Source organism: Gilliamella sp. B2887 (assembly GCF_026537015.1).
Taxonomy (GTDB): Bacteria; Pseudomonadota; Gammaproteobacteria; order Enterobacterales; family Orbaceae; genus Gilliamella.
Genome location: NZ_JAFNMX010000009.1, coordinates 62,435 through 82,031 on the forward strand (window position 1 = coordinate 62,435; position 19,597 = coordinate 82,031).

A 19,597-nucleotide genomic window follows, 5' to 3' on the forward strand; every position below is an offset into this window, starting at 1 on the left:
TCAATAATATAAGTGAGACAAATTTTAATAATCATCTGATATTTTAAATTGTGATAAATAACATTAATTAAAACAATGTATAATAATTTTTCGTTAAAATATTATTTATTGATTTTATTGTTATTTTTCTCGTATTTATATAAACTCTTAATAAGTTAATTTCTGGCAATACTGATTCTAGATTCCATTACTATAAAATAGGCCTTATTATGAGCATTCTCTCAATTAAACCCATCTCACTTGCTGATTGGCAATTAGTCAAAGTTTCTGGTACTGATAATCATAAATATTTGCAAGGACAAGTTACAATAAATATTGATAATCTTACAGAACAAACAGCATTATTTGCAGCACACTGTGACTCTCAGGGAAAAATGTGGAGCAATTTACTAATATTCCAACGAGGTCAAGATATTTACTACATCGTTCGAAAAAGTGTAGTAGAAAAACAAATGGCTGCCTTAAAAAAATATGCAGTCTTTTCTAAAGTAAGCATTGAACCTGTCACGGACTTAAATATTGTTGGATTAGATTCTCCAGCAATACCTAGTGAAATACTTTCTAAATTCACAAATAATAATTGCTTTACTGAAAATAATGTAACCTATATAAAATTAACCTCTCCTCATGTTAGGGTCATAAAGATAACACCTGAGGCAATCAATAATGATTTAGAACCTTGTAGCCGTTGGTTACAACTTGATTTAGAAGCTGGTTATGCCATTATTGATGCAGAAAATATTGCAAGCTTATTACCTCAAGCCTGTAATTTACAGTATCTCAATGCTATTAGTTTTGATAAAGGATGTTATTGTGGGCAAGAAATGGTCGCTCGAGCACAATATCGAGGAGCCAACAAACGTGGGCTTTATTTATTAACCGGTAAAAGCGCTGTCTTACCTACTATCGGTGGTACGATTGAATACCAAATTGATGGTAATTGGCGAGAAAGCGGTCAAGTTTTGGCGGCTTTAAAACTTAATCAAAATAATGATATTTATGTACAAGTTGTTCTGGTTAATGGTATCGATTTAAATACCCCGTTTAGAGTAAAAGGGGAAACTGATAGTGTACTTAGTTTCCATTAATAAAACATCTGATTCATAGATACTCATCAAACAGTTAACCATAAAATAGAGTTAATTGGTTAACTGTTTAATCATTTTAATATTTATATTAATTAAACATTAATTAATAAGGGTGTTTATTTGCCTAATTCTTGATGAACTATTTCAATAAAATATTCAACGCCAGTGGTTAAAACCTCATCATTAAAGTTATAAGCGGGATTATGTAAGTTAGCGCCTTCACCAGCACCTAACCACACATAAGCACCGGGTATTTTTTTTAACATAAAAGCGAAGTCCTCCGCACCCATTGATGGATTTGGATCAATAATAACATGGGATTCTCCCACTGCCTTTTTAGCCGCTTTAATAGCAATTTCTGCTTGTTTTACATAATTGATAGTGGCAGGATAACGTCTTTGATAGTCTACTTCAGCTTTAGCTTCAAAGGTTGATGCGATACCTGTTGCAATTTGTTTAATACGATTTTCAGCCATATCTTGAACTTGTGCATCAAAAGTCCTAACCGTTCCTCGAATCACTGCTTGTTGCGGTATGACATTCCAAGTATCACCACTATGGATTTGAGTTACGCTGACCACTAATGCACTAAGTGGGTCAGCATTACGACTCACAATACTTTGTAAACCATTAACAATTTGAGTCGCGGTCAAAATTGTATCTTTACTCAAATGAGGCGCTGCTGCATGAGCACCGACACCTGTAATTTTTATCTCGAAAACATCATAGGATGCCATCATTGGACCATGAGTTACATAGAAATGGTTGAGTTTCATATTAGGCTGATTATGAATTCCGTATACCGCTTGTATTGGAAAACGTTCGAATAATCCATTTTCAACCATAACACGTGCCCCTCCTTCGTTTTCTTCGGCAGGTTGAAAAATGACAACAACTGTCCCAGCAAAATCCCGATGTTCACTTAAATATTTAGCTGTCCCTAATAACGTTGCTGTATGACCATCATGACCACAAGCATGCATTTTACCGGTTATTGTTGAACAATAAGCCATATCATTTTCTTCAATAATATCTAAGGCATCAATATCAGCCCGCAAGGCAATCCATCGTCCATCTTTATTACCTTTAATAATACCAACTACGCCAGTTGGTGCAAACTCTGTATACAATTCGGTAATACCAAAAGATTTCAATTTTTCGATTATAAATTTTGTCGTATTGATCTCTTCAAAAGCGGTTTCAGGATGAGCGTGAATATGATGGCGCCAATTGATCATTTCTAATTTCAATTCATTGATGGTACTCATTATAAATTCCTTATTGATTTTCTTTTTTTAACTGAAAAGGGTATAAATGCGCTTTACTATACTGCTATTTTACCTTTTATGAAAATAACAATTTTTACTGAGATTAGAGTTTTTGAGTTATTTCGTGTAACAGCAACAGTTTGGTACCAGTTAATTATTGATTAAAACGGATAGTTGATCTGAAACTTCTTGACAAAAATAACAAAGATAATAACCAGAAATTAATAAAAATGGACCAAATGGAATCATGGTTAAAGATTGTTTTTTCAAGATATTCTTCTGAAATAAATAATAGAGCATACCTAATAGTGAGGAAATTATTAATAATAATGCTAGCAATGGATAAGGAATCCAAGTACCAAGAGCAGCAAGCAGTTTTATATCCCCTCCACCTAATCCCTGTTTTTTAAAAATTAGATAAAACATAATAGCTGGTAATTTCAATAAAAGATAACCACATAAAATACCAATTAAAGCATCATCTAACCTAATGAGGGTTAGATTGAAATAGGCGGCAATTAACCCAGACCACATCAATGGTTGAGTAAAAAAATCAGGCAGTAAAAAGTACTTAAAATCAATGGATGCCAACAGTAAAAAATAGCAACTGAGAAACATCAAAATGACACTTTGATAACTGAAACCTTTATTTAAATAAATAACCACAAATAAAACAGCGACCACTATTTCCCATATAACATATCTGAATAAAATGATGTTTTGACAATAATAACAACGCCTTTTTAAAATTAACCAAGAAACAATGGGAATTAAATGCCAATAGTTTAATTTAGTTTGACAAGTAGGGCAGATTGAATGCTTGAAACTTATTTCTTTTAGGTAAACAGATAATGTTTGTGAAGGAACAAAACGACTGTATGCGACATTAACAAAGCTACCCACACAAAGTCCAAGACATAGAATTATGAACATTATCATTAATGAATCACTTCACCAAGTTGGAATATCGGTAAATACATAGCAATAATCAAACCACCAATGATCACTGCCAATACTAACATCAATAAAGGTTCAAAAAATTGAGATAGATTTTCAATTAATGTTTGATTTTGTGCTTCATAATATTGAGCCAAACGACTTAACATCAGATCTAAGGTGCCGGATTGCTCGCCGACATGAATTAACTGACGGCACAAGTTTGGAAAACAAGGTTGTTGATGTAAAACATGACTGAAGGAGTGTCCTTGCTCAATTCCTGAAATGATTTGCAAAATACTATTGCGATAAATACAATGGTAAGAAGCATTAGCCGCAGCGGTTAAACCCATCAATAACGGAATTCCAGCTTGTTGAGTTATTGCAATTGTTTGGAAAATTTGAGTTAAACAACTTGTTTGAATGATCTTATTAACGAAAGGCATTTTGGCTAAGGCGATTTCAATTTTAGTATGATATCGCTTTTTAATATAATACTGAAAAACAACCATCCCCCCAAAAAAACCGATAGTGTATATTGGCCAATTTTGTTGCAGATAATGACTAATATCAATAATGCATTGTGTAAAAAAAGGGAGTTGAGCATCAAAATCATGATAGATATCTGAAAATTTTGGCAAAACAAATAATAACATAACTAAGCTGACTATTATTGCTACAGAAAATAAAAATATAGGATAACGCATAGCCTTTTTAAGATTTTTTTGTAATTTAATGGATTTTTCGAGTAATGAGGCCAATTGTTCAAAACTTTCATCAAGTTTACCCGTAAGTTCCCCTGTAGCAATAATTTCACAATACAGTGAAGAAGACACATAATTATGTCTGGATAATGCACTGGATAAGGATTCACCCTTTATGATTTTCTCCCCAATTTCATTCATTAAATATTGCCAATGGGGTTTAGATTGTTCTTCGACCAATAAATTTAGACTGTCAATTATCGATAATCCAGCCTTTAACATAGTTGCCAATTGTATCGTTATATTCAGTAATTCCGAGCGGTTAAAACTATGGGCTGTTATAAAATTGCCCGCTTTGACTTTTATGGCTATTTTACCTTGCACTAATAGTTGTTTTTTTGCATCACTTTGTGAAGTTGCAATTACTTGATATTGATGAAAATCTAAGTCATACCAACTATAAAGCCTTTTCATACAAATCACCTAAAACTCGATGTAATTCAGCAACTGAGGTAATGCCATCTTTGATCATCTTATAACCTGCTTGTTTTAAAGTGATCATACTTGCTGGAACAGAAAGCTGATGAGTCAATATTTGATGTTGGATTTCTGGCGTTAGCACAAGAAATTCGTATAAACCCATTCGTCCTTTATAACCACCAATGCAATGTGAACATCCCGTTGCAATATGATGAGGTATAGCTTCATCACCTAAAAAAATTAACTGATTGGACACAACTTTACAATAGTTGCAAAGCTTACGTACTAATCGCTGTGCAATAATTAACTTCAAACTCGATGAAAGTAGATAATTTTCAATTCCCATTTGATTTAAACGTGTCAGCGCTTCAATACTTGAATTGGTATGTAATGTCGATAAAACCAAATGCCCTGTTTGCGCTGCTTGAATTGCAATTTCTGCCGTTTCTTGATCGCGAATTTCACCTATCATCATTACATCAGGATCTTGTCTTAATAATGCACGAAGTATTACGGAAAAAGTCAAACCAGCTTTAATATTAACTGAGGTTTGATTAATTCCTTCAATTGGAACTTCAATCGGATCTTCAACACTACAAATATTTCGATCACTGCGGTTTAATCTTTTTAGTCCACTGTATAGTGTCACTGTTTTACCGCTACCAGTTGGACCGGTCACCAAAATTAAACCTTGCGGGTAATCAAGTAGCTTTTGAAAACTCAGTAAATTATCAGCACTGAGACCTAAATCATTGATCGTCAACTTAGATTCTTGATTATCCATCACTCGTAAAACAATTTTTTCACCGTTTATGACCGGTAACGTAGAGATTCGCATGGCATAGCGGTCAATCATCAATTGTCCATCTTGTGGTAATCTCTGCTCGGCAATATTAAGATTGGCCATAATTTTCAATCTAGCGGCTATTTGTTTAGCTAAGGAAAACGGTGGCGTTAGCATATCTTGTAACACACCATCAATACGCATTCGAATACGATAGTAATTATGATAAGGTTCAAAATGAATGTCCGAAGCTCGTTTATCTAACGCTGATAGCAGCAATTTATCAAGACTTGCGACCAACTGTTCTTCTTGCATTATAAACTTTCCTTACTCTAAATATTTATTAAACTAGAATTTAAAAATATCTTCACAGGCAGCTGTTAGACTGTCATCTACTGGTGAAGTTAAGCAAGCTCGAGTCCAATCTAATCCTCCATGACCAGAATTGACAGTGGGTGTTAAAGTCGTAGTTAACCCCGTCAAAGCACTTGTACCAACTAAAGTGATTGTACCGTTTGCAACGGTAACTGAGGTAACATAATTGGTACTTTTGGTTAGTGGCACACCATTACTACCGCTTTTGCAATGAGTTAAATTACCTTGTTCAATTGCACAAATTTCAACAGCAGTTTTATAAGCCGTCATGGTTTGCAGCATATCAGTTAAAGCTGCTTTTTTACATATCCTTGATAAGCAGGTAAACCAATAGCAGTTAAAATAGCGATTACAACAATGGCAATCATTAGCTCAAATAATGTAAATCCTGATTGATTGGACATAATTTCCTCGTAATATAAAGTAAAAGATTCAAGTAACGACTTTATAGCAAAACAAAAAAATGAAATAATAAGAAAATCGATATTTTGGAAAATAAAATGCACTATTTTTGCAAGATTTTGAATGCAGTAAGCTTTGTTTGTGAAATACATCACAATTGTAAATGGTATAAACAAGCTTCTTTTAAAGTCAGTTGGAGTTTAATATGTCACTAAAAATTGTTAATGGTTGGTTACAAGGTGTTAAACAGATCATTTCGCCTTTTTATGATGAGCGCCCAGTCAACCAATCTATTTCATTACTGGTGATCCATAATATCAGCTTACCACCTAATCAATATGGTGGTCCTTATGTAGAGCAGTTATTTACAGGTAAGCTTGATCCGAATGAACACCCTTACTTTGCAACAATCCATCAACTAAAAGTATCAAGCCACCTATTCATTCGTCGTGATGGTGAAATGATGCAATTTGTACCATTTGATAAACGTGCTTGGCATGCAGGTAAATCAATCTTTGAAGGTCAAGAAAACTGTAATAACTTTTCAATTGGTATTGAAATGGAGGGATGTGATATGGATAATTTTACGGATATACAATATCAACAACTTATCGCGGTAACCTTATTACTGCAACAAAATTATCCTATTGAAAATATTACAGGTCATAGTGATATTGCCCCTGATCGTAAGACCGATCCCGGTCCATGTTTTGATTGGCAATATTATCAAGGGTTGCTTGCTCAACAATCGCAATTAAAACAATTTGAAAATCAACTTGAGTTAATCGTCGAAGAATTGCAAAACATTTCATTATGGCAAACGTCGCCGCCTAATCCTGATGCCTTTTTAAGTGAACAACCTTTTGCGCTTGATACTATGCAAGCACATGAATGGTTACAATGGATTTTTATTCCTCGAATGCGAGCACTCATTGAGTCTAATGCCAATTTACCGCAATTTGCCCTACATCCGTATTTTGAAGAAGCCTTAAAAGATGAAGAAACAAGCACCCATAATTTGTTAATTTTAATCAAGCAGCTTGATGAATTATCCTCATCACAAAAGTAATGTTAAAAAAATTACCGCAAATTTACTTGCGGTAAATTCCAATTTTAACAGGTATGAAGTCAATTAAACTGGTTGAAAAAACCGTTAATTTTATTTAAGTGATTTTAAACTTAATTCCCCTATTTTGTCATTTTACGATACTCATTGACCGCCTGCTGGTGATTTCCATAATTGCTAGAAAACGTATGCCCACCTGTACCATTAGCGACAAAGAACAGATAATTTGTTTTAGCTGGGTGTGCTGCCGCTTCTAATGAGGCTAAACTTGGCATAGCAATAGGTGTTGGCGGTAATCCGTCAATGACATAGGTATTATAAGGATTTTTGGTATCTGTTAAGTCTATACGCCTAATAACTCCGGTATAGTTATCGCCTAAACCATAAATAATAGTGGGATCGGTTTGCAACTTCATTTTTGATTTCAAGCGATTTACAAATACGGAAGCGACATTCGCGCGTTCAGAGCTAAGGGCCGTTTCTTTTTCAATGATTGAAGCAATAATCAGCATTTCATAAGGTGATCGATACGGTAAATCACTATCACGGTTATCCCAAATTTTTTGTAAATTGCTTTTCATAGTCATATGCGCACGTTTTAATATATTAATATCTAACGTATCAGCCGTATAAAGATAGGTGTCAGGAGTCAACCAACCTTCAATTGAACCTTCGATACCTAACAATTTTGCAATCTCTTCATCCGTTTTTTCAGCTAAGGTTTGCTGAATATATGGGGTATTGTGAATCAATTTTAGCCAATCTTTAGCACGTTTACCTTCAACAAACTGAATGGAGAAATTACTTTCTTTACCCGATACCATTAATAGTAAAAATTCTTCAACTGTCATATGAGGATGTAATTGGTACGTTCCAGCTTTGATGGAACTTAAGGATGGATCTAACTTATATAAATAAGGCAACAGAAAAGCTCTATCCATCAATTTCGACTCTTTAAGTTGATCGATTAATTGATGCATTGATGTACCTTTTTTCAAAACAAACATTTGATTTTCAGGTGTCACATTAATTTGCTGCTTAGAAAACTGCTGTAAACAGTAGTAACAGATACTAAAAGAACCAACGACAATTATAATAAGGGTAAATAACGTATATAAAAATATTTTTTTAATCATAACTTATCTATCTACATAATGGATTTTTGCTCGTGCAGTCAAGCGTGTAATTAATTCATAAGGACTGATACCTGTATATTTAGCGATCTCTTCAACTGGCAACATTTGTCCCCAAAATATCACTTCATCACCTGGTTTATCCTGACTATCGATACCTAAATCGACCACAATCATGTCCATTGATACATGACCTACGATCGGTACTCTGCGACCATTAACTAAAACTGGCGTATTTTCAGGGATATTTCTAGGATAACCATCACCATATCCCATTGCTACGACACCCAATTTTGTATCTTGCTCACTACACCAGATCTGACCATAACCAACTGATTCACCCTTTTTATGACTCCGTACTGCGATAAGTTCGGATTTAAGTGTCATAGCAGGTTTTAATTCGCCAATGGGTTCATTAAAGGGCGATATGCCGTATAACGCAATGCCAGGGCGAATGATTTCACGTTGCGATTGCGGCCAAGCAAGTGTACCGCCTGATGCTGCGATCGAACATTTACCTATCAGAGATTTATTTTCAATTGAGGTAATGAACTGATCGAATAATGCAATCTGTTTTAAAGTTTGTTCGGAGTTTAATTCATCGGCAGAACTAAAATGACTGATAATATTAATGGGTTTACGTACTACCGAACAACTGGCTAAGCGATAAAATTCCCTCTTGGCTTCATCAAGATTAAAACCCAAACGATGCATCCCTGTATCAAGTTTGAACCATGCAGTAATTTCGTTTTCAAGGGAGGAGGATTGTAATGCATCAATTTGCCATTTACTGTGAACAGCAGATTGAATATTGAAATCAACTAAATCAACGATATCATCATGAGGAAAAAAACCTTCTAAACAAATAATAGGGGTATTGATCCCTTTTTGACGCAACAGCATTGCTTCACAAATACGCGATACACCAAAGCTGTCCACCTTGTTTTGCAACAGTTCAGCAACACCTATAATACCATGAGAATACGCATTTGCTTTAATGATGGCTACCAATTGACTATTTGGTGCAATCTTTCGAATATACTCGACATTATGAACAATTGCTTGACGATTAACTTCTATTACTGCGATAGACATTTTTATCAACCTAAATCTTTATTAAGTAATCATTGTAAATATTGTTATCAATAATGACAAATTTTTCTTTTCATAAGAAAACCAAGTCCGAACAATCAAACTTTCACAATTTCAATAAATTTAATTATTTACATACAGAATAATAATGATTATCATTTACATTATGTTTACATAGTTAAGTAAAAAACTGTCCAGGATAAGTAAGATAATGAGAACAATTTGTACCAAAAATTTCATTAAACCAAGCTGTTATGTAGCGATGTTCAACCTCTTCTTTTGTACGGATGCTTTTGCAAATGAACAAAAAAGCAATCCTCAAGATACCATTATTGTTAGCGCAGATCGTAACGAAAAAACCATTTGGGATAGCACAGTATCTGTAAATGCCATTAATCATGATGAAATCGAAAAACAAAATGGTGACTCAATTGTTGAAGCACTACGAGACATTCCTGGGGTTGAAATTACTGATAATGCTCTTGCAGGACGCAAACAAATCATGATTCGAGGTGAAGCGCCTTCCCGTATTTTAATGTTAATTGATGGTCAAGAAGTTACTTATCATCGTTCCGGGCATGGTTCGAGTGCGGGTGTGTTAATCGATATGGAATCTGTTGAACGCATAGAGGTGATCAAAGGGCCTCATTCCGTATTGTATGGTTCACAAGCGATTGGTGGCGTGGTTAATTTTATTACGCGTAAAGGTAGCAAAAATGGCACACCCTTCAATGGCGATATGAAATTTATTTATAATCAATCAACTAATGGTTTTACTGAGATGGGCACTGTAAACGGTTCAATTGATGGTATTTTTGATTACCGTGTTAGTGGAACTTATGCTGAAAATAATGATCGTAAAGCTTATCAAGGCAAACTTCACGATACCGATTTTAGTAATAACAGTTTAAGTTCATGGTTAGGGCTGAATCTTGATAAACACAAATTGGGCATATCATTAGATCGTTATAAGCTTGATACTAAAACCTATACGGACAAAGATGATAACTTACCAGAAGTTAAAGAATTCTGGGTGAAACTCCCGAAATTACAACGAGAAAAAGTCGGATTCTTTTATGACTATGAAGTTAATGGTAATTTCTTAAAAAGACTTCACTATGATGCTTATGCACAAAAATTAAATCGCCAATTTAGAAATCATGTTGTGGTGTCACCCGCACCTATTATGAACGTGAAAACCAACACAGCCACTGATGATGAACAAAAAACATATGGTATGACATTGCAATCAGATTTTGAGCCACGTAAAGATATGAAACTTATTAGTGGTATGCAGTATCAACTAGATAATGTTGATCAAGATTCCCATAATGTCGTTGTAGCAAAAATGCCATCATCAAAAACAAGTTACACACAGCATAAATATTTAACCAATAAATGGCAGCAATCAAGCTTGTCACTATTTGGACAAAATGAATGGGCAATTACCGATGATATTTCCTGGAATATTGGTGCTCGCCAATCCTGGGTAAAATCAGAACAAATAAAAGGTTATACGACAGTCAATAAAGTTCCTGTTACAGGCGCAACTTCATCAGACATTAAAAATGATGGGAAGAAGAAAGACCATGATAATAACTTTGTTGTGTCATCAGGTTTAACTTATTCTGGAATTGAAAATGCTCAATTAAGAGCCTCTTTTGCACAAGGATATGTTTATCCAACACTTTCACATCTTTATGCAGTCACTTCAGCGGCCTCGCAAACGATTTATGGTAACTCTGATTTAAAAGCTGAAAAATCCAATAACTATGAAATTGGTTTACGTTATAACAATCACAAATGGTTAATTGATAGTGCAGTTTATTTTTCGAACGCAAAAAATTACATTACACAAATGAACTGTAATGGTTCAGCTATTTGTGAAGGAACATCGGGGCGTAATTATACTTACTACATTAATGCCAATAAAGCCAAAACTCATGGATTAGAATTGAGTATTGAGTATTTAGATCTACCTGCCACCCCTTATTTAAGGGCCAATTATTTACGCCGTAAAATTGAAACAGAAAGCGACAGCACTTATAATACAGGCAATCCACGCTTTACAGGAAATGCAGGAATAAAACATACCGCCTACTTTGATACATTTGATATTGATTCCGATCTGTTTATGCGATTTGCAAGCAAAGCCAAACAGCGTAGTGATTCAGCCGTTTATCATTATCGAGGATGGTCTACACTGAATTTATCAACAACAACATCGTTCGGTACCGAACGCCAATACCATATTGGTATAGATCTCAATAATATTTTAAATAAGAATTATACGACAGCTTATGAATCGATTCCAGCAGCTAAATTCCACGCTGTCTTAAGTGCAAGTATGAAATTCTAAAGTGAATGATTAACCTTGCTTACTCATTAGCGATCAGAAAATACCGCATCATTGCTAGTGAGTAAAACAAATTAGCAATGCTTTTTATTCATCAAATTTTTGTACAAATGCTTAAAAGCCATGATTGGATGATGAATAATCATTCTTGGTCCTGCAAAACGCATAACTTGTTTAATTTTGTGTTTATAATTTTTTGGATAACAATGTTTAGGGCATCGCTCACAGGTCGTTTTTTTCTCACCAAAACGGCACATAGTTAAGCGTTTCATGGCAAATTGCAACAAGTCATCGCACTCTTCACATAATTGGTTAAATTTGGAATGATGATGTTTGTTGCAATATAGATAAATCATTGCTCTAACGGTTTTTTTTTCTTCTTGTATTTTTGGTCCGGTATTGTGGGCAACCATAATCTTATCAGTCGATTAAATAAAGTGTTAAAATAAATCTGAGTTTAACTATGATCACAAGGATTCGATACAATGGCAAGAATTATTAATAAAGATACAATCGTTTGCATGTCCCTTTCTGCAAGACCAAGCAATTTCGGTACCCGTTTTCATAATTATTTATATGAAAAACTCGATTTAAACTATCTTTATAAAGCTTTTACCACTAATAACTTGAAAGATGCAATTTATGGTATCAAAGCATTAGCCATTCGTGGTTGTGCCATTTCAATGCCTTATAAAGAAGCCTGTATCGAGTTTATTGATGAATTAGATGATTCAGTAAAGTCGATTCAATCGGTCAATACGATAGTCAATACTGACCACTATTTAAAAGCCTATAACACAGATTATATTGCGGTTGCTAAGCTCGTTCAAGAAAACAATATTGATAACAATACGACCTTTGTATTAAAAGGAAGTGGTGGAATGGCTAATGCAGTAATTGGAGCCTTTTATGATGCAGGTTTTAAAAATGGCTTCATTGCTGCGCGTAACCAAACAAAAGGTGAAGCTTTAGCCAAACGCTATGGTTATGCATGGGTGAAAAACGAACAAGACATCGCTCCTGAACAGGCAAAACTCATTATTAATGTAACACCAATTGGCATGCTTGGCGGCAATGAAGCTCATGATTTGGCTTTTCCAAAAGTAATGATTGAAAATGCCGATATTGTGTTCGATGTGGTTGCTCTACCCGTTGAAACGCCAATGATCAAATACGCCAAATCACTCAATAAAACGATTATTTCTGGTGCAGATGTAGCTGTAATACAAGCATTAGAGCAATTTGTGTTGTATACCGGCGTTACGCCAAGTAAAAAGTTAGTGGAGCAAGCAGGAAATTTTGCAAGACAAGGTTAGATCACAAACTCTTCCACCCGTTTTTTAGGTGGAAGAGTATGAAAAATGAGTAATCTACTTTTAACAACTAAAAATTTATTTCATAGCTTGATGTAATGTTTGATAGACTGACAATAACTTTTGATGCATTGCAAATTGTTGCAAATGGTTATTGGATGATTTAACCGTCGTGGTTAAATCATCCAAGCCGAAAAACGTTTTCTCACCATTAGCATATTGCCACATTTCATCGACACAGTTTTTACCATACATTTTATAAAATGCATCTTGATAATGGATAAACTGTTTTTTATCTCGCTCAAGCATAAAATTAACCAATGTTTGTAAGCAACGATAAGCGTGATTGCGTTCAGGGGTAAAAACCGACTCATTCATTTCAAGAGTCCAGTCAATCCATGCTTGAGCTTGCTCTAAATCTTTTGCCGCCAATGCCAGCATCGCTTTGAGTTCACCGATGCGTAATGTAAACCAAGCATTATCTTTTCCGGTTGCAATACCAAGCAATTCACGAACTCGGGCAAAATCATCTAAGCCCTCATCATCCAACTGTTCAATGATGGCTAGATACTGTTTCGCGACGAGCTTTTCATAAGGCAACGACAAAATTCTATCTCGAAGATGAATCGCCATATTATTATTAGCGAGCAATAAATCCTCTGGTGGATAAATTTCTGACATTCCGACCGCCAAAATTCGACAAGCATAAACACCTAAATGCTCATAATCCATAATTAAAACTTCGGTTTTATGGCGTTTAAAAATCGCCATTAAGTTTTCAAATTCTTGTTCGGTGGTACCGGAAAAATCCCAATCAACAAAGTCATAATCGGATTGCTTATTAAACAGATCCCAAGAAATTAATCCGCTTGAATCAATAAAATGTGTTTCTAAATTACTCAAATCAGCAACATCATCGTTATCAAAACTTGGTGGTGAAAACACATCAAGATCTTTCAAGCTTCGACCTTGTAACAGCTCAGTAACGGTTCTTTCAAGCGCAACACCAAAATTAGGATGCGCACCAAAGGATGCATAACTCGTGCCATTTTTGGGATTAAATAACACGACACAAATCACTGGAAACGCTCCACCGAGTGAAGCATCAAAGCAGTAAAGCGGGAAACCTTCATTTTCAAGCGCTTCAATCGCCGCTAATACCTCAGGATAGCGACCAATAACATCAGTTGGAATTATCGGTAAACTAATGGCTTGAGCAATAATTTTATTTTTAACGAAACGCTCAAAAATTTCTGATAATCCTTGCACGCGCGCTTCATTACGCGTATTGCCAGCAGACATACCATTAGAAGCATATAAGTTAGCTATCAAATTGACTGGCACATACACGGTTTTTTGATCTGACTGTTGAACAAAAGGTAAAGCACATATTCCTCGTTCAGGATGACTTGATTGCAAATCAATTAAATCCATAGCGGTTAATTCACCATTGGGATTGTAAAACTTAAGCAGTTTTTCAGTTAATAATCCTTTTGGTAAAAGTCCATCTTCAGGGATTGAAAACCATTTTTCTGTTGGATAATGTACAAAATCGGCATTTGCAACATTTTCACCGAGATAAAAATCTGAAAAAAAATAATTTGTCGATAAACGCTCAAAATATTCACCTAATGCTGACGCTAATGCCGCTTTTTTACTTGCTCCTTTACCATTTGCAAAGCAAAGTGGACATTGGGTATTTTGAATATGAACAGACCATACATTTGGCACTGGATTAAGCCAAGAAGCTTCTTTCACTTCTAAATCATAGTAAGCGAGTTGTTGATGGAAATAGTTAATGGAATCTTCAAGAGCAGCGTCTTTGCCGGGAATAAAAGTTTTCATGTAGTTTCTCAAAAGTTTTTTATATGATAAAAATATTGCTTTATTGGTAGATTTATTCTTAAATGTATACGCTATTGTTCTAAATTAAAAGTATTAATCATCAATAATTTTTAATTAAGGAAATAAAATGAAAAAAGTAACAAATTCTGAGAATTTTTCGCTAACTGATTTTTTCACTCTCAACAAAATGATCACTCCAGCATTTATCACTATTATTTATTGGATAACGTTAGTGTTTATCGCTATAGGTGGATTGAGTATGATTTTTGCTAGTTTTGCTAGTTTTCAATACAGCTTTTTTGGTGGAATGTTCACGCTTATCAGCGGTATTATTACTCTTGTGGTAGGCATTATTTCAGCCCGAATCGGTTTTGAATTAATCTGTGTTTTATTTAATATTAACCGAAACATCGAAAAATTAGCGTTAAACAAAAACGATAGTATTACTGATGGTTCAGACGATCACACTATTATGAATCAAAACTAATTTTCGTTTCCTAGTCACAATAAAAAGTGGGAAAGATTCCCACTTTAAAAATCATTTTCTAAATTAATCGTTGAATCGAATCATAGTCCAACATTAAATAAATTACATTTTACGATACATTTAACTCGCTTAATGGCCATCTTGGTCTAACATTAATCGCTAAATCGCAAAACTGTTGTTGTTTTAAATGAATCATACCAGCATACGCAATCATAGCGCCATTATCTGTACAAAATTCAATACGCGGATAGTAAACTTGACCTTTACGTTGAGCCATCAGCTCAGCTAATTTATTACGTAACGTTTTGTTGGCACTTACTCCACCCGCAATCACCAAACGATTAAAACCTGTTTGCTCAAGTGCTCGGCGCGATTTTATTAATAATGTATCAACTAACGCATCTTCAAACGCACGCGCAATATCGGCTTTGGTTTGATTATCAAGCTCAACACCTTGATGATATTGATGGATAGTGTTGGCCGCAGCCGTTTTTAATCCCGAAAAACTAAAATCCAGTCCAGGACGATCAGTCATAGGTCTTGGAAAGTGAAAACGTGAAGGATCACCTTGCTCAGCTAATTTCGAAAGTTTAGCACCGCCTGGATAGTCTAAACCAAGTAATTTAGCTGTTTTATCAAATGCTTCACCAGCAGCATCATCAATTGATTCGCCCATTAAGCGATATTGACCAACGTCCATTACACTAATAAGCTGTGTATGCCCACCTGACACCAATAAAGCTACAAATGGATACAACGGTGGGTTATCTTCCAACATTGGCGCAAGTAAATGCCCTTCCATATGATGCACTGCAATTGCAGGAACATTCCAAGCATAAGCGAGAGAACGACCTATTGACGCACCAACCATTAAAGCTCCTACTAAACCAGGGCCTGCAGTGTAAGCTACAGCGTCAATATCCGCTGAAGTCAAGTTAGCTTCTTTTAGTGCTGCTTGAATTAATGGTACGGTTTTACGAATATGATCACGAGAAGCCAATTCAGGTACAACGCCACCATAATCAGCATGCAATTTAATTTGTGAATAAAGTTGGTTAGCGATCAAGCCTTGCTTTTCATCATAAATAGCAATACCTGTTTCATCACATGACGTTTCAATTCCAAGCACTTTCATTAATGTTTACCTGCATAATTGGAAAGGTCATCTTCACTCCAAAGATCTTGTTCAGACATCTCTTTATCTGCGATACGGTGTTCTTCATTAGCCCACTCACCTAGATCGATAAGTTGACAGCGTTTACTGCAAAATGGTCGAAATGTACTTTTGTCTGACCACTCAACCTCCTTTTGACAAGTGGGACATTTGACAAATTGGATAGTTTCTTTATTCATTGCATCTCTTCTAAAATATTTAATAATGTTAACAACAAGCTAATTCAAATTCGATTGCTTCGGTATTGGTGTTTTCACTCGCTTCAAGCGGTATAAATCGAATACTATAACGTGACATATGCCCAGAAACTTGAGGATAAACATTTTTATCCAATGAAACTCGAATTCGAATTAAATTAAACTCGCCATTGGTTTCTTGAAAAAAATTATTGTTATAAACAAATGATTTAAATTCACCCATTTGCCGAATCATTTGCATACAACATGCCAAAGCCTCATCAAGAATTGTCAAATGTTGTAACCAATTTTGTACTTGCCTATCGCGTTTTTCTTGTAACTGTTCTAACCATAAATAAAACGAAGGAAGATCAAAACTACAGCAACCCCCTGGGATCATTAAACGTTGACGAATGGCATTAATAAAACGGTCATCTTTTAAAGTCTGCCCTAAACGCACGATTGAGTTAAATTTAACTAAGTAATCGTCCAATTGAGAAATTAAATTATTTAATAACTCTTGATCGACCCCCTCAATATTGACCCAAGATTGAAGTTTATTTTTTAGCGACTCAATTTCCTTAATTAATTCACTTTTTACATCATTACGTTCAATGATTTCTAATAATTCAGATAGAGCATGAAAAAACAATAGTGCATTATTTTGATCAAAATGACGATGTAAATTTAATTGCTTTAATAAAAATTCAATACGTAGCCATGTTCGCATCTTTTCATTTAGTGGATGTTCAAAAATAATCTTATCCATACTTAACCATTCTTAATATTAAAGTTTTTTAAATATTGTTGATGCAATTTATTTACTTGTGCGGTTAATAAAGTCAAATCACCATTATTGACAATAATATCATCAGCATAAGTTAATCGTTTTTGAGAAGAAATTTGTGATGATATCATTTTCTGTGCTAGCAATTTATCGATATTATCTCTCTGAATAAGTCGCTCTAATTGTAATTGTTCAGGTGTATCAACCATTAAGACTTTATCTGCATAATGATGTAAATTATTCTCAACTAATAGGGGAACAACCCAAATGACATAAGCAGTAGTTTGCTGGGCAATTTGGATTTGTGTTTGTTCTTGAATGATTGGATGTAACAAATTATTCAGCCAGAGTCTTTCATGATCATTATTGAAAATAATTTCTCTTAATTGACTACGATCTAGCTCATTATTGGGTAATAAAATTTCTTGGCTAAAATGTTTAACAATCTGCTTATATGCATCTGTTCCTATTTGAACAACTTGCTTAGCAATTACATCAGCATCAATAATAGGCACACCTAACTGAGCAAAAAGATTCGCAATGGTGCTTTTACCGCTAGCGATTCCACCACTCAAAGCAACAATATAAGGCATGAAATAGATTCCAAATCCAATCAAGTAACATTCTTGAAATAGTATATCATATAACTCATTCCCATTACACACGCCAAATTATCTAAAAAGTAAAGAAAAATAGAAAATTTGTTTAGATAGGATAATTGATGTGTTTTCAATTCAGAATCTTAATTGATCAAAACAAACAATTTTAAAAAAATATTAAAAATGTGTTATTTTTTATTGAGAAATTGATTTAAATAAATAAAAGCATTTAGCACTGAATCTTTTCAATAGTCGATAAAAAACAGTCTCTATTTTGCTAAAAAAGTCCGCTATTGCTTTTATTAATTATTAAACCAAAATAAATTTAATAAAATTGTTGGTTTTATATTTTTAGCTGTATATAATCACATACATCTGTATAAAAACACAGGAATTGATAATGAGACCATTAACGGAACGCCAAAGACAGATTTATGATTTAATCAAAGATAATATTCAAACAACCGGTATGCCACCTACTCGAGCTGAAATTGCGCAAAAATTAGGATTTCGCTCTGCAAATGCAGCTGAAGAGCACCTCAAAGCTCTTGCCAAAAAAGGGGCAATTGAAATGATTGCTGGCTCATCTCGAGGAATACGCTTATTACTGGAAAGTCAGGAAGATCAAAACGATTTTCAAGGAATTCCTCTCATTGGAGAAGTTGCGGCTGGCTCGCCGATTTTAGCTCAAGAACATATTGAAAGTCACTACCAAGTCGACCCCTCTCTCTTTAAACCAAATGCCGATTTTTTGCTCAGAGTTCATGGCATGTCAATGAAGGATATAGGAATCATTGATGGTGACCTACTTGCCGTACATAAAACTCAAGACGTTAAAAATGGGCAAGTTGTGGTCGCACGTATTGATGATGAAGTAACGGTTAAAAGACTATCACGCAAAGGCAAACATGTTCAATTAATTGCTGAAAACCAAGACTTTTCACCTATCGAAGTGGATCTTGAACAGCAAAGTTTCGCCATTGAAGGAATTGCAGTTGGTATAATTCGTAATGGATCATGGATGTAACAACAAAGTTAGTATAAAATGGCGAATAATTGTTAATTAGGAGATAACAATATGTGGCTATTTTGGTTATATGAATTTTTAGGATTTTTTGCGGTCATTTCGCTTATTTTTGTTTACTGCCATTTTCGTGATAAAAAGTTTTGGTCTTTTACATGGAAACATTTAAAGTGGGTATTATTATCAATTGTTGGAGTGTGGTTAATCATAGCCATCCTTTGCCGACATGATCTTTACAATGCCACTCATTGTTATTTTCGCGGAGTAAGTATGCATGCCCAAACAAAATATTCGATCTATTTGGGCGAATGTCAGATAGAAACCCCAAATGGCAGTTATGTGCCGATCGATCGCACTCGAGCATTACCTTTCTCAAATGACCATAGTAGAGATGATGAGACTGATGATTTTTATCCAACAAATTAAATAATTCTTTACTAAATTTCAAAAAATCAGGCTATCATAATTATGAGCGCCTGATTTTTTGTTTCAATAAATGTTTCATCCA

19 protein-coding genes and 2 pseudogenes are annotated in these 19,597 nt (G+C 34.5%); 8 read left to right on the plus strand and 13 right to left on the minus strand.

The window, feature by feature from the left end; translation table 11 throughout:
- Positions 1 to 209 precede the first annotated feature (209 nt).
- Positions 210 to 1,088 carry a tRNA-modifying protein YgfZ gene (ygfZ, locus tag J3U13_RS08230; protein WP_267341368.1) on the plus strand — a complete coding sequence of 293 codons (879 nt, stop codon included), beginning with the start codon at positions 210 to 212 and terminating at the stop codon, positions 1,086 to 1,088.
- Between the two features lie 116 nt (positions 1,089 to 1,204).
- Here ygfZ and J3U13_RS08235 read toward each other — a convergent pair whose 3' ends face one another.
- From J3U13_RS08235 to ppdD, 5 genes and pseudogenes are all read right to left on the minus strand, one after another.
- On the minus strand, positions 1,205 to 2,356 hold the full coding sequence (locus tag J3U13_RS08235) for a M20 aminoacylase family protein (RefSeq protein WP_267341370.1): 1,152 nt from the start codon (positions 2,354 to 2,356) through the stop codon (positions 1,205 to 1,207).
- A 150-nt stretch (positions 2,357 to 2,506) separates the two neighbouring features.
- Entirely contained in the window at positions 2,507 to 3,289 is a 783-nt protein-coding gene (locus J3U13_RS08240) for a prepilin peptidase (protein WP_267341371.1), read from the minus strand.
- A 5-nt stretch (positions 3,290 to 3,294) separates the two neighbouring features.
- Positions 3,295 to 4,470, minus strand: a complete 1,176-nt coding sequence (locus tag J3U13_RS08245; protein ID WP_267341372.1) for a type II secretion system F family protein — start codon at positions 4,468 to 4,470, stop codon at positions 3,295 to 3,297.
- The gene (locus J3U13_RS08250; RefSeq protein ID WP_267341373.1) at positions 4,454 to 5,575 is read right to left on the minus strand and encodes a GspE/PulE family protein; all 1,122 of its coding nucleotides are present in this window, start codon (positions 5,573 to 5,575) and stop codon (positions 4,454 to 4,456) included. The genes J3U13_RS08245 and J3U13_RS08250 overlap by 17 nt, the downstream gene beginning before the upstream one ends.
- A gap of 33 nt (positions 5,576 to 5,608) precedes the next feature.
- Positions 5,609 to 6,039, minus strand: a pseudogene (ppdD, locus tag J3U13_RS08255) (prepilin peptidase-dependent pilin).
- Positions 6,040 to 6,242: 203 nt separating this feature from the next.
- Here ppdD and ampD point away from each other — a divergent pair.
- A pseudogene (gene ampD / locus J3U13_RS11540) lies at positions 6,243 to 6,791 on the plus strand (1,6-anhydro-N-acetylmuramyl-L-alanine amidase AmpD); the annotation flags it as partial.
- On the plus strand, positions 6,771 to 7,106 hold the full coding sequence (locus J3U13_RS11545; RefSeq protein ID WP_416380232.1) for a YqcC family protein: 336 nt from the start codon (positions 6,771 to 6,773) through the stop codon (positions 7,104 to 7,106). The pseudogene ampD and the gene J3U13_RS11545, both read left to right, overlap by 21 nt.
- 119 nt (positions 7,107 to 7,225) lie before the next feature.
- Here J3U13_RS11545 and mltG read toward each other — a convergent pair whose 3' ends face one another.
- Together mltG and alr are read right to left on the minus strand one after the other, a co-directional pair.
- A complete protein-coding gene (gene mltG / locus J3U13_RS08270; RefSeq protein ID WP_416380231.1) occupies positions 7,226 to 8,236 on the minus strand; it encodes an endolytic transglycosylase MltG in 1,011 nt (336 codons plus the stop codon).
- Positions 8,237 to 8,242: 6 nt separating this feature from the next.
- Positions 8,243 to 9,331 (minus strand): alanine racemase, encoded by a 1,089-nt coding sequence (alr, locus tag J3U13_RS08275; protein WP_267341379.1) that lies wholly within the window; start codon positions 9,329 to 9,331, stop codon positions 8,243 to 8,245.
- A gap of 208 nt (positions 9,332 to 9,539) precedes the next feature.
- Between alr and J3U13_RS08280 the strand changes: the two genes are divergently transcribed.
- Positions 9,540 to 11,687 (plus strand): TonB-dependent receptor plug domain-containing protein, encoded by a 2,148-nt coding sequence (locus J3U13_RS08280; protein ID WP_267341380.1) that lies wholly within the window; start codon positions 9,540 to 9,542, stop codon positions 11,685 to 11,687.
- 71 nt (positions 11,688 to 11,758) lie between these two features.
- On the opposite strand, the gene J3U13_RS08285 is transcribed toward J3U13_RS08280, so the two are convergent.
- A complete protein-coding gene (locus tag J3U13_RS08285; protein ID WP_267341382.1) occupies positions 11,759 to 12,097 on the minus strand; it encodes a nitrous oxide-stimulated promoter family protein in 339 nt (112 codons plus the stop codon).
- Between the two features lie 72 nt (positions 12,098 to 12,169).
- Here J3U13_RS08285 and J3U13_RS08290 point away from each other — a divergent pair, with 72 nt between their 5' ends.
- Positions 12,170 to 13,000, plus strand: coding sequence for a shikimate 5-dehydrogenase (locus J3U13_RS08290; RefSeq protein ID WP_267341383.1), 831 nt, complete (start codon positions 12,170 to 12,172; stop codon positions 12,998 to 13,000).
- A 75-nt stretch (positions 13,001 to 13,075) separates the two neighbouring features.
- Here the strand turns inward: J3U13_RS08290 and ycaO are convergent, their stop codons facing one another.
- Positions 13,076 to 14,842 (minus strand): 30S ribosomal protein S12 methylthiotransferase accessory factor YcaO, encoded by a 1,767-nt coding sequence (gene ycaO / locus J3U13_RS08295; protein ID WP_267341385.1) that lies wholly within the window; start codon positions 14,840 to 14,842, stop codon positions 13,076 to 13,078.
- A 127-nt stretch (positions 14,843 to 14,969) separates the two neighbouring features.
- Here ycaO and J3U13_RS08300 point away from each other — a divergent pair, with 127 nt between their 5' ends.
- The gene (locus tag J3U13_RS08300; protein ID WP_267341386.1) at positions 14,970 to 15,329 is read left to right on the plus strand and encodes a DUF4282 domain-containing protein; all 360 of its coding nucleotides are present in this window, start codon (positions 14,970 to 14,972) and stop codon (positions 15,327 to 15,329) included.
- A 109-nt stretch (positions 15,330 to 15,438) separates the two neighbouring features.
- On the opposite strand, the gene tsaD is transcribed toward J3U13_RS08300, so the two are convergent.
- Genes tsaD through coaE form a run of 4 tightly spaced genes read right to left on the minus strand, consistent with a single transcriptional unit; the run spans position 15,439 to position 18,059 of the window.
- Positions 15,439 to 16,464 (minus strand): tRNA (adenosine(37)-N6)-threonylcarbamoyltransferase complex transferase subunit TsaD, encoded by a 1,026-nt coding sequence (gene tsaD / locus J3U13_RS08305; protein ID WP_267341387.1) that lies wholly within the window; start codon positions 16,462 to 16,464, stop codon positions 15,439 to 15,441.
- On the minus strand, positions 16,464 to 16,682 hold the full coding sequence (yacG, locus tag J3U13_RS08310) for a DNA gyrase inhibitor YacG (RefSeq protein WP_267341388.1): 219 nt from the start codon (positions 16,680 to 16,682) through the stop codon (positions 16,464 to 16,466). The genes tsaD and yacG overlap by 1 nt, the downstream gene beginning before the upstream one ends.
- Positions 16,683 to 16,710: 28 nt before the next feature.
- Positions 16,711 to 17,448: a cell division protein ZapD gene (zapD, locus tag J3U13_RS08315; protein WP_267341390.1), complete on the minus strand. Its 738-nt coding sequence runs from the start codon at positions 17,446 to 17,448 to the stop codon at positions 16,711 to 16,713.
- Positions 17,449 to 17,450: 2 nt separating this feature from the next.
- A complete protein-coding gene (gene coaE, locus J3U13_RS08320; RefSeq protein ID WP_267341392.1) occupies positions 17,451 to 18,059 on the minus strand; it encodes a dephospho-CoA kinase in 609 nt (202 codons plus the stop codon).
- Positions 18,060 to 18,465: 406 nt separating this feature from the next.
- On the opposite strand from coaE, the gene lexA reads away from it, so the two are divergent.
- Both lexA and J3U13_RS08330 read left to right on the plus strand, forming a co-directional pair.
- The gene (gene lexA / locus J3U13_RS08325; protein ID WP_267341393.1) at positions 18,466 to 19,092 is read left to right on the plus strand and encodes a transcriptional repressor LexA; all 627 of its coding nucleotides are present in this window, start codon (positions 18,466 to 18,468) and stop codon (positions 19,090 to 19,092) included.
- Positions 19,093 to 19,143: 51 nt separating this feature from the next.
- Positions 19,144 to 19,515, plus strand: a complete 372-nt coding sequence (locus tag J3U13_RS08330; protein WP_267341395.1) for a hypothetical protein — start codon at positions 19,144 to 19,146, stop codon at positions 19,513 to 19,515.
- Positions 19,516 to 19,597 lie beyond the last annotated feature (82 nt).

What these genes read in the sequence shown, in the direction of transcription:
- ygfZ (WP_267341368.1), top strand. Translation starts at nt 210, where the DNA reads ATGAGCATTCTCTCAATTAAACCCATCTCACTTGCTGATTGGCAATTA.
- J3U13_RS08235 (WP_267341370.1), bottom strand. Translation starts at nt 2,356, where the DNA reads ATGAGTACCATCAATGAATTGAAATTAGAAATGATCAATTGGCGCCAT.
- J3U13_RS08240 (WP_267341371.1), bottom strand. Translation starts at nt 3,289, where the DNA reads ATGTTCATAATTCTATGTCTTGGACTTTGTGTGGGTAGCTTTGTTAAT.
- J3U13_RS08245 (WP_267341372.1), bottom strand. Translation starts at nt 4,470, where the DNA reads ATGAAAAGGCTTTATAGTTGGTATGACTTAGATTTTCATCAATATCAA.
- J3U13_RS08250 (WP_267341373.1), bottom strand. Translation starts at nt 5,575, where the DNA reads ATGCAAGAAGAACAGTTGGTCGCAAGTCTTGATAAATTGCTGCTATCA.
- alr (WP_267341379.1), bottom strand. Translation starts at nt 9,331, where the DNA reads ATGTCTATCGCAGTAATAGAAGTTAATCGTCAAGCAATTGTTCATAAT.
- J3U13_RS08280 (WP_267341380.1), top strand. Translation starts at nt 9,540, where the DNA reads ATGAGAACAATTTGTACCAAAAATTTCATTAAACCAAGCTGTTATGTA.
- J3U13_RS08285 (WP_267341382.1), bottom strand. Translation starts at nt 12,097, where the DNA reads ATGGTTGCCCACAATACCGGACCAAAAATACAAGAAGAAAAAAAAACC.
- J3U13_RS08290 (WP_267341383.1), top strand. Translation starts at nt 12,170, where the DNA reads ATGGCAAGAATTATTAATAAAGATACAATCGTTTGCATGTCCCTTTCT.
- ycaO (WP_267341385.1), bottom strand. Translation starts at nt 14,842, where the DNA reads ATGAAAACTTTTATTCCCGGCAAAGACGCTGCTCTTGAAGATTCCATT.
- J3U13_RS08300 (WP_267341386.1), top strand. Translation starts at nt 14,970, where the DNA reads ATGAAAAAAGTAACAAATTCTGAGAATTTTTCGCTAACTGATTTTTTC.
- tsaD (WP_267341387.1), bottom strand. Translation starts at nt 16,464, where the DNA reads ATGAAAGTGCTTGGAATTGAAACGTCATGTGATGAAACAGGTATTGCT.
- yacG (WP_267341388.1), bottom strand. Translation starts at nt 16,682, where the DNA reads ATGAATAAAGAAACTATCCAATTTGTCAAATGTCCCACTTGTCAAAAG.
- zapD (WP_267341390.1), bottom strand. Translation starts at nt 17,448, where the DNA reads ATGGATAAGATTATTTTTGAACATCCACTAAATGAAAAGATGCGAACA.
- coaE (WP_267341392.1), bottom strand. Translation starts at nt 18,059, where the DNA reads ATGCCTTATATTGTTGCTTTGAGTGGTGGAATCGCTAGCGGTAAAAGC.
- lexA (WP_267341393.1), top strand. Translation starts at nt 18,466, where the DNA reads ATGAGACCATTAACGGAACGCCAAAGACAGATTTATGATTTAATCAAA.
- J3U13_RS08330 (WP_267341395.1), top strand. Translation starts at nt 19,144, where the DNA reads ATGTGGCTATTTTGGTTATATGAATTTTTAGGATTTTTTGCGGTCATT.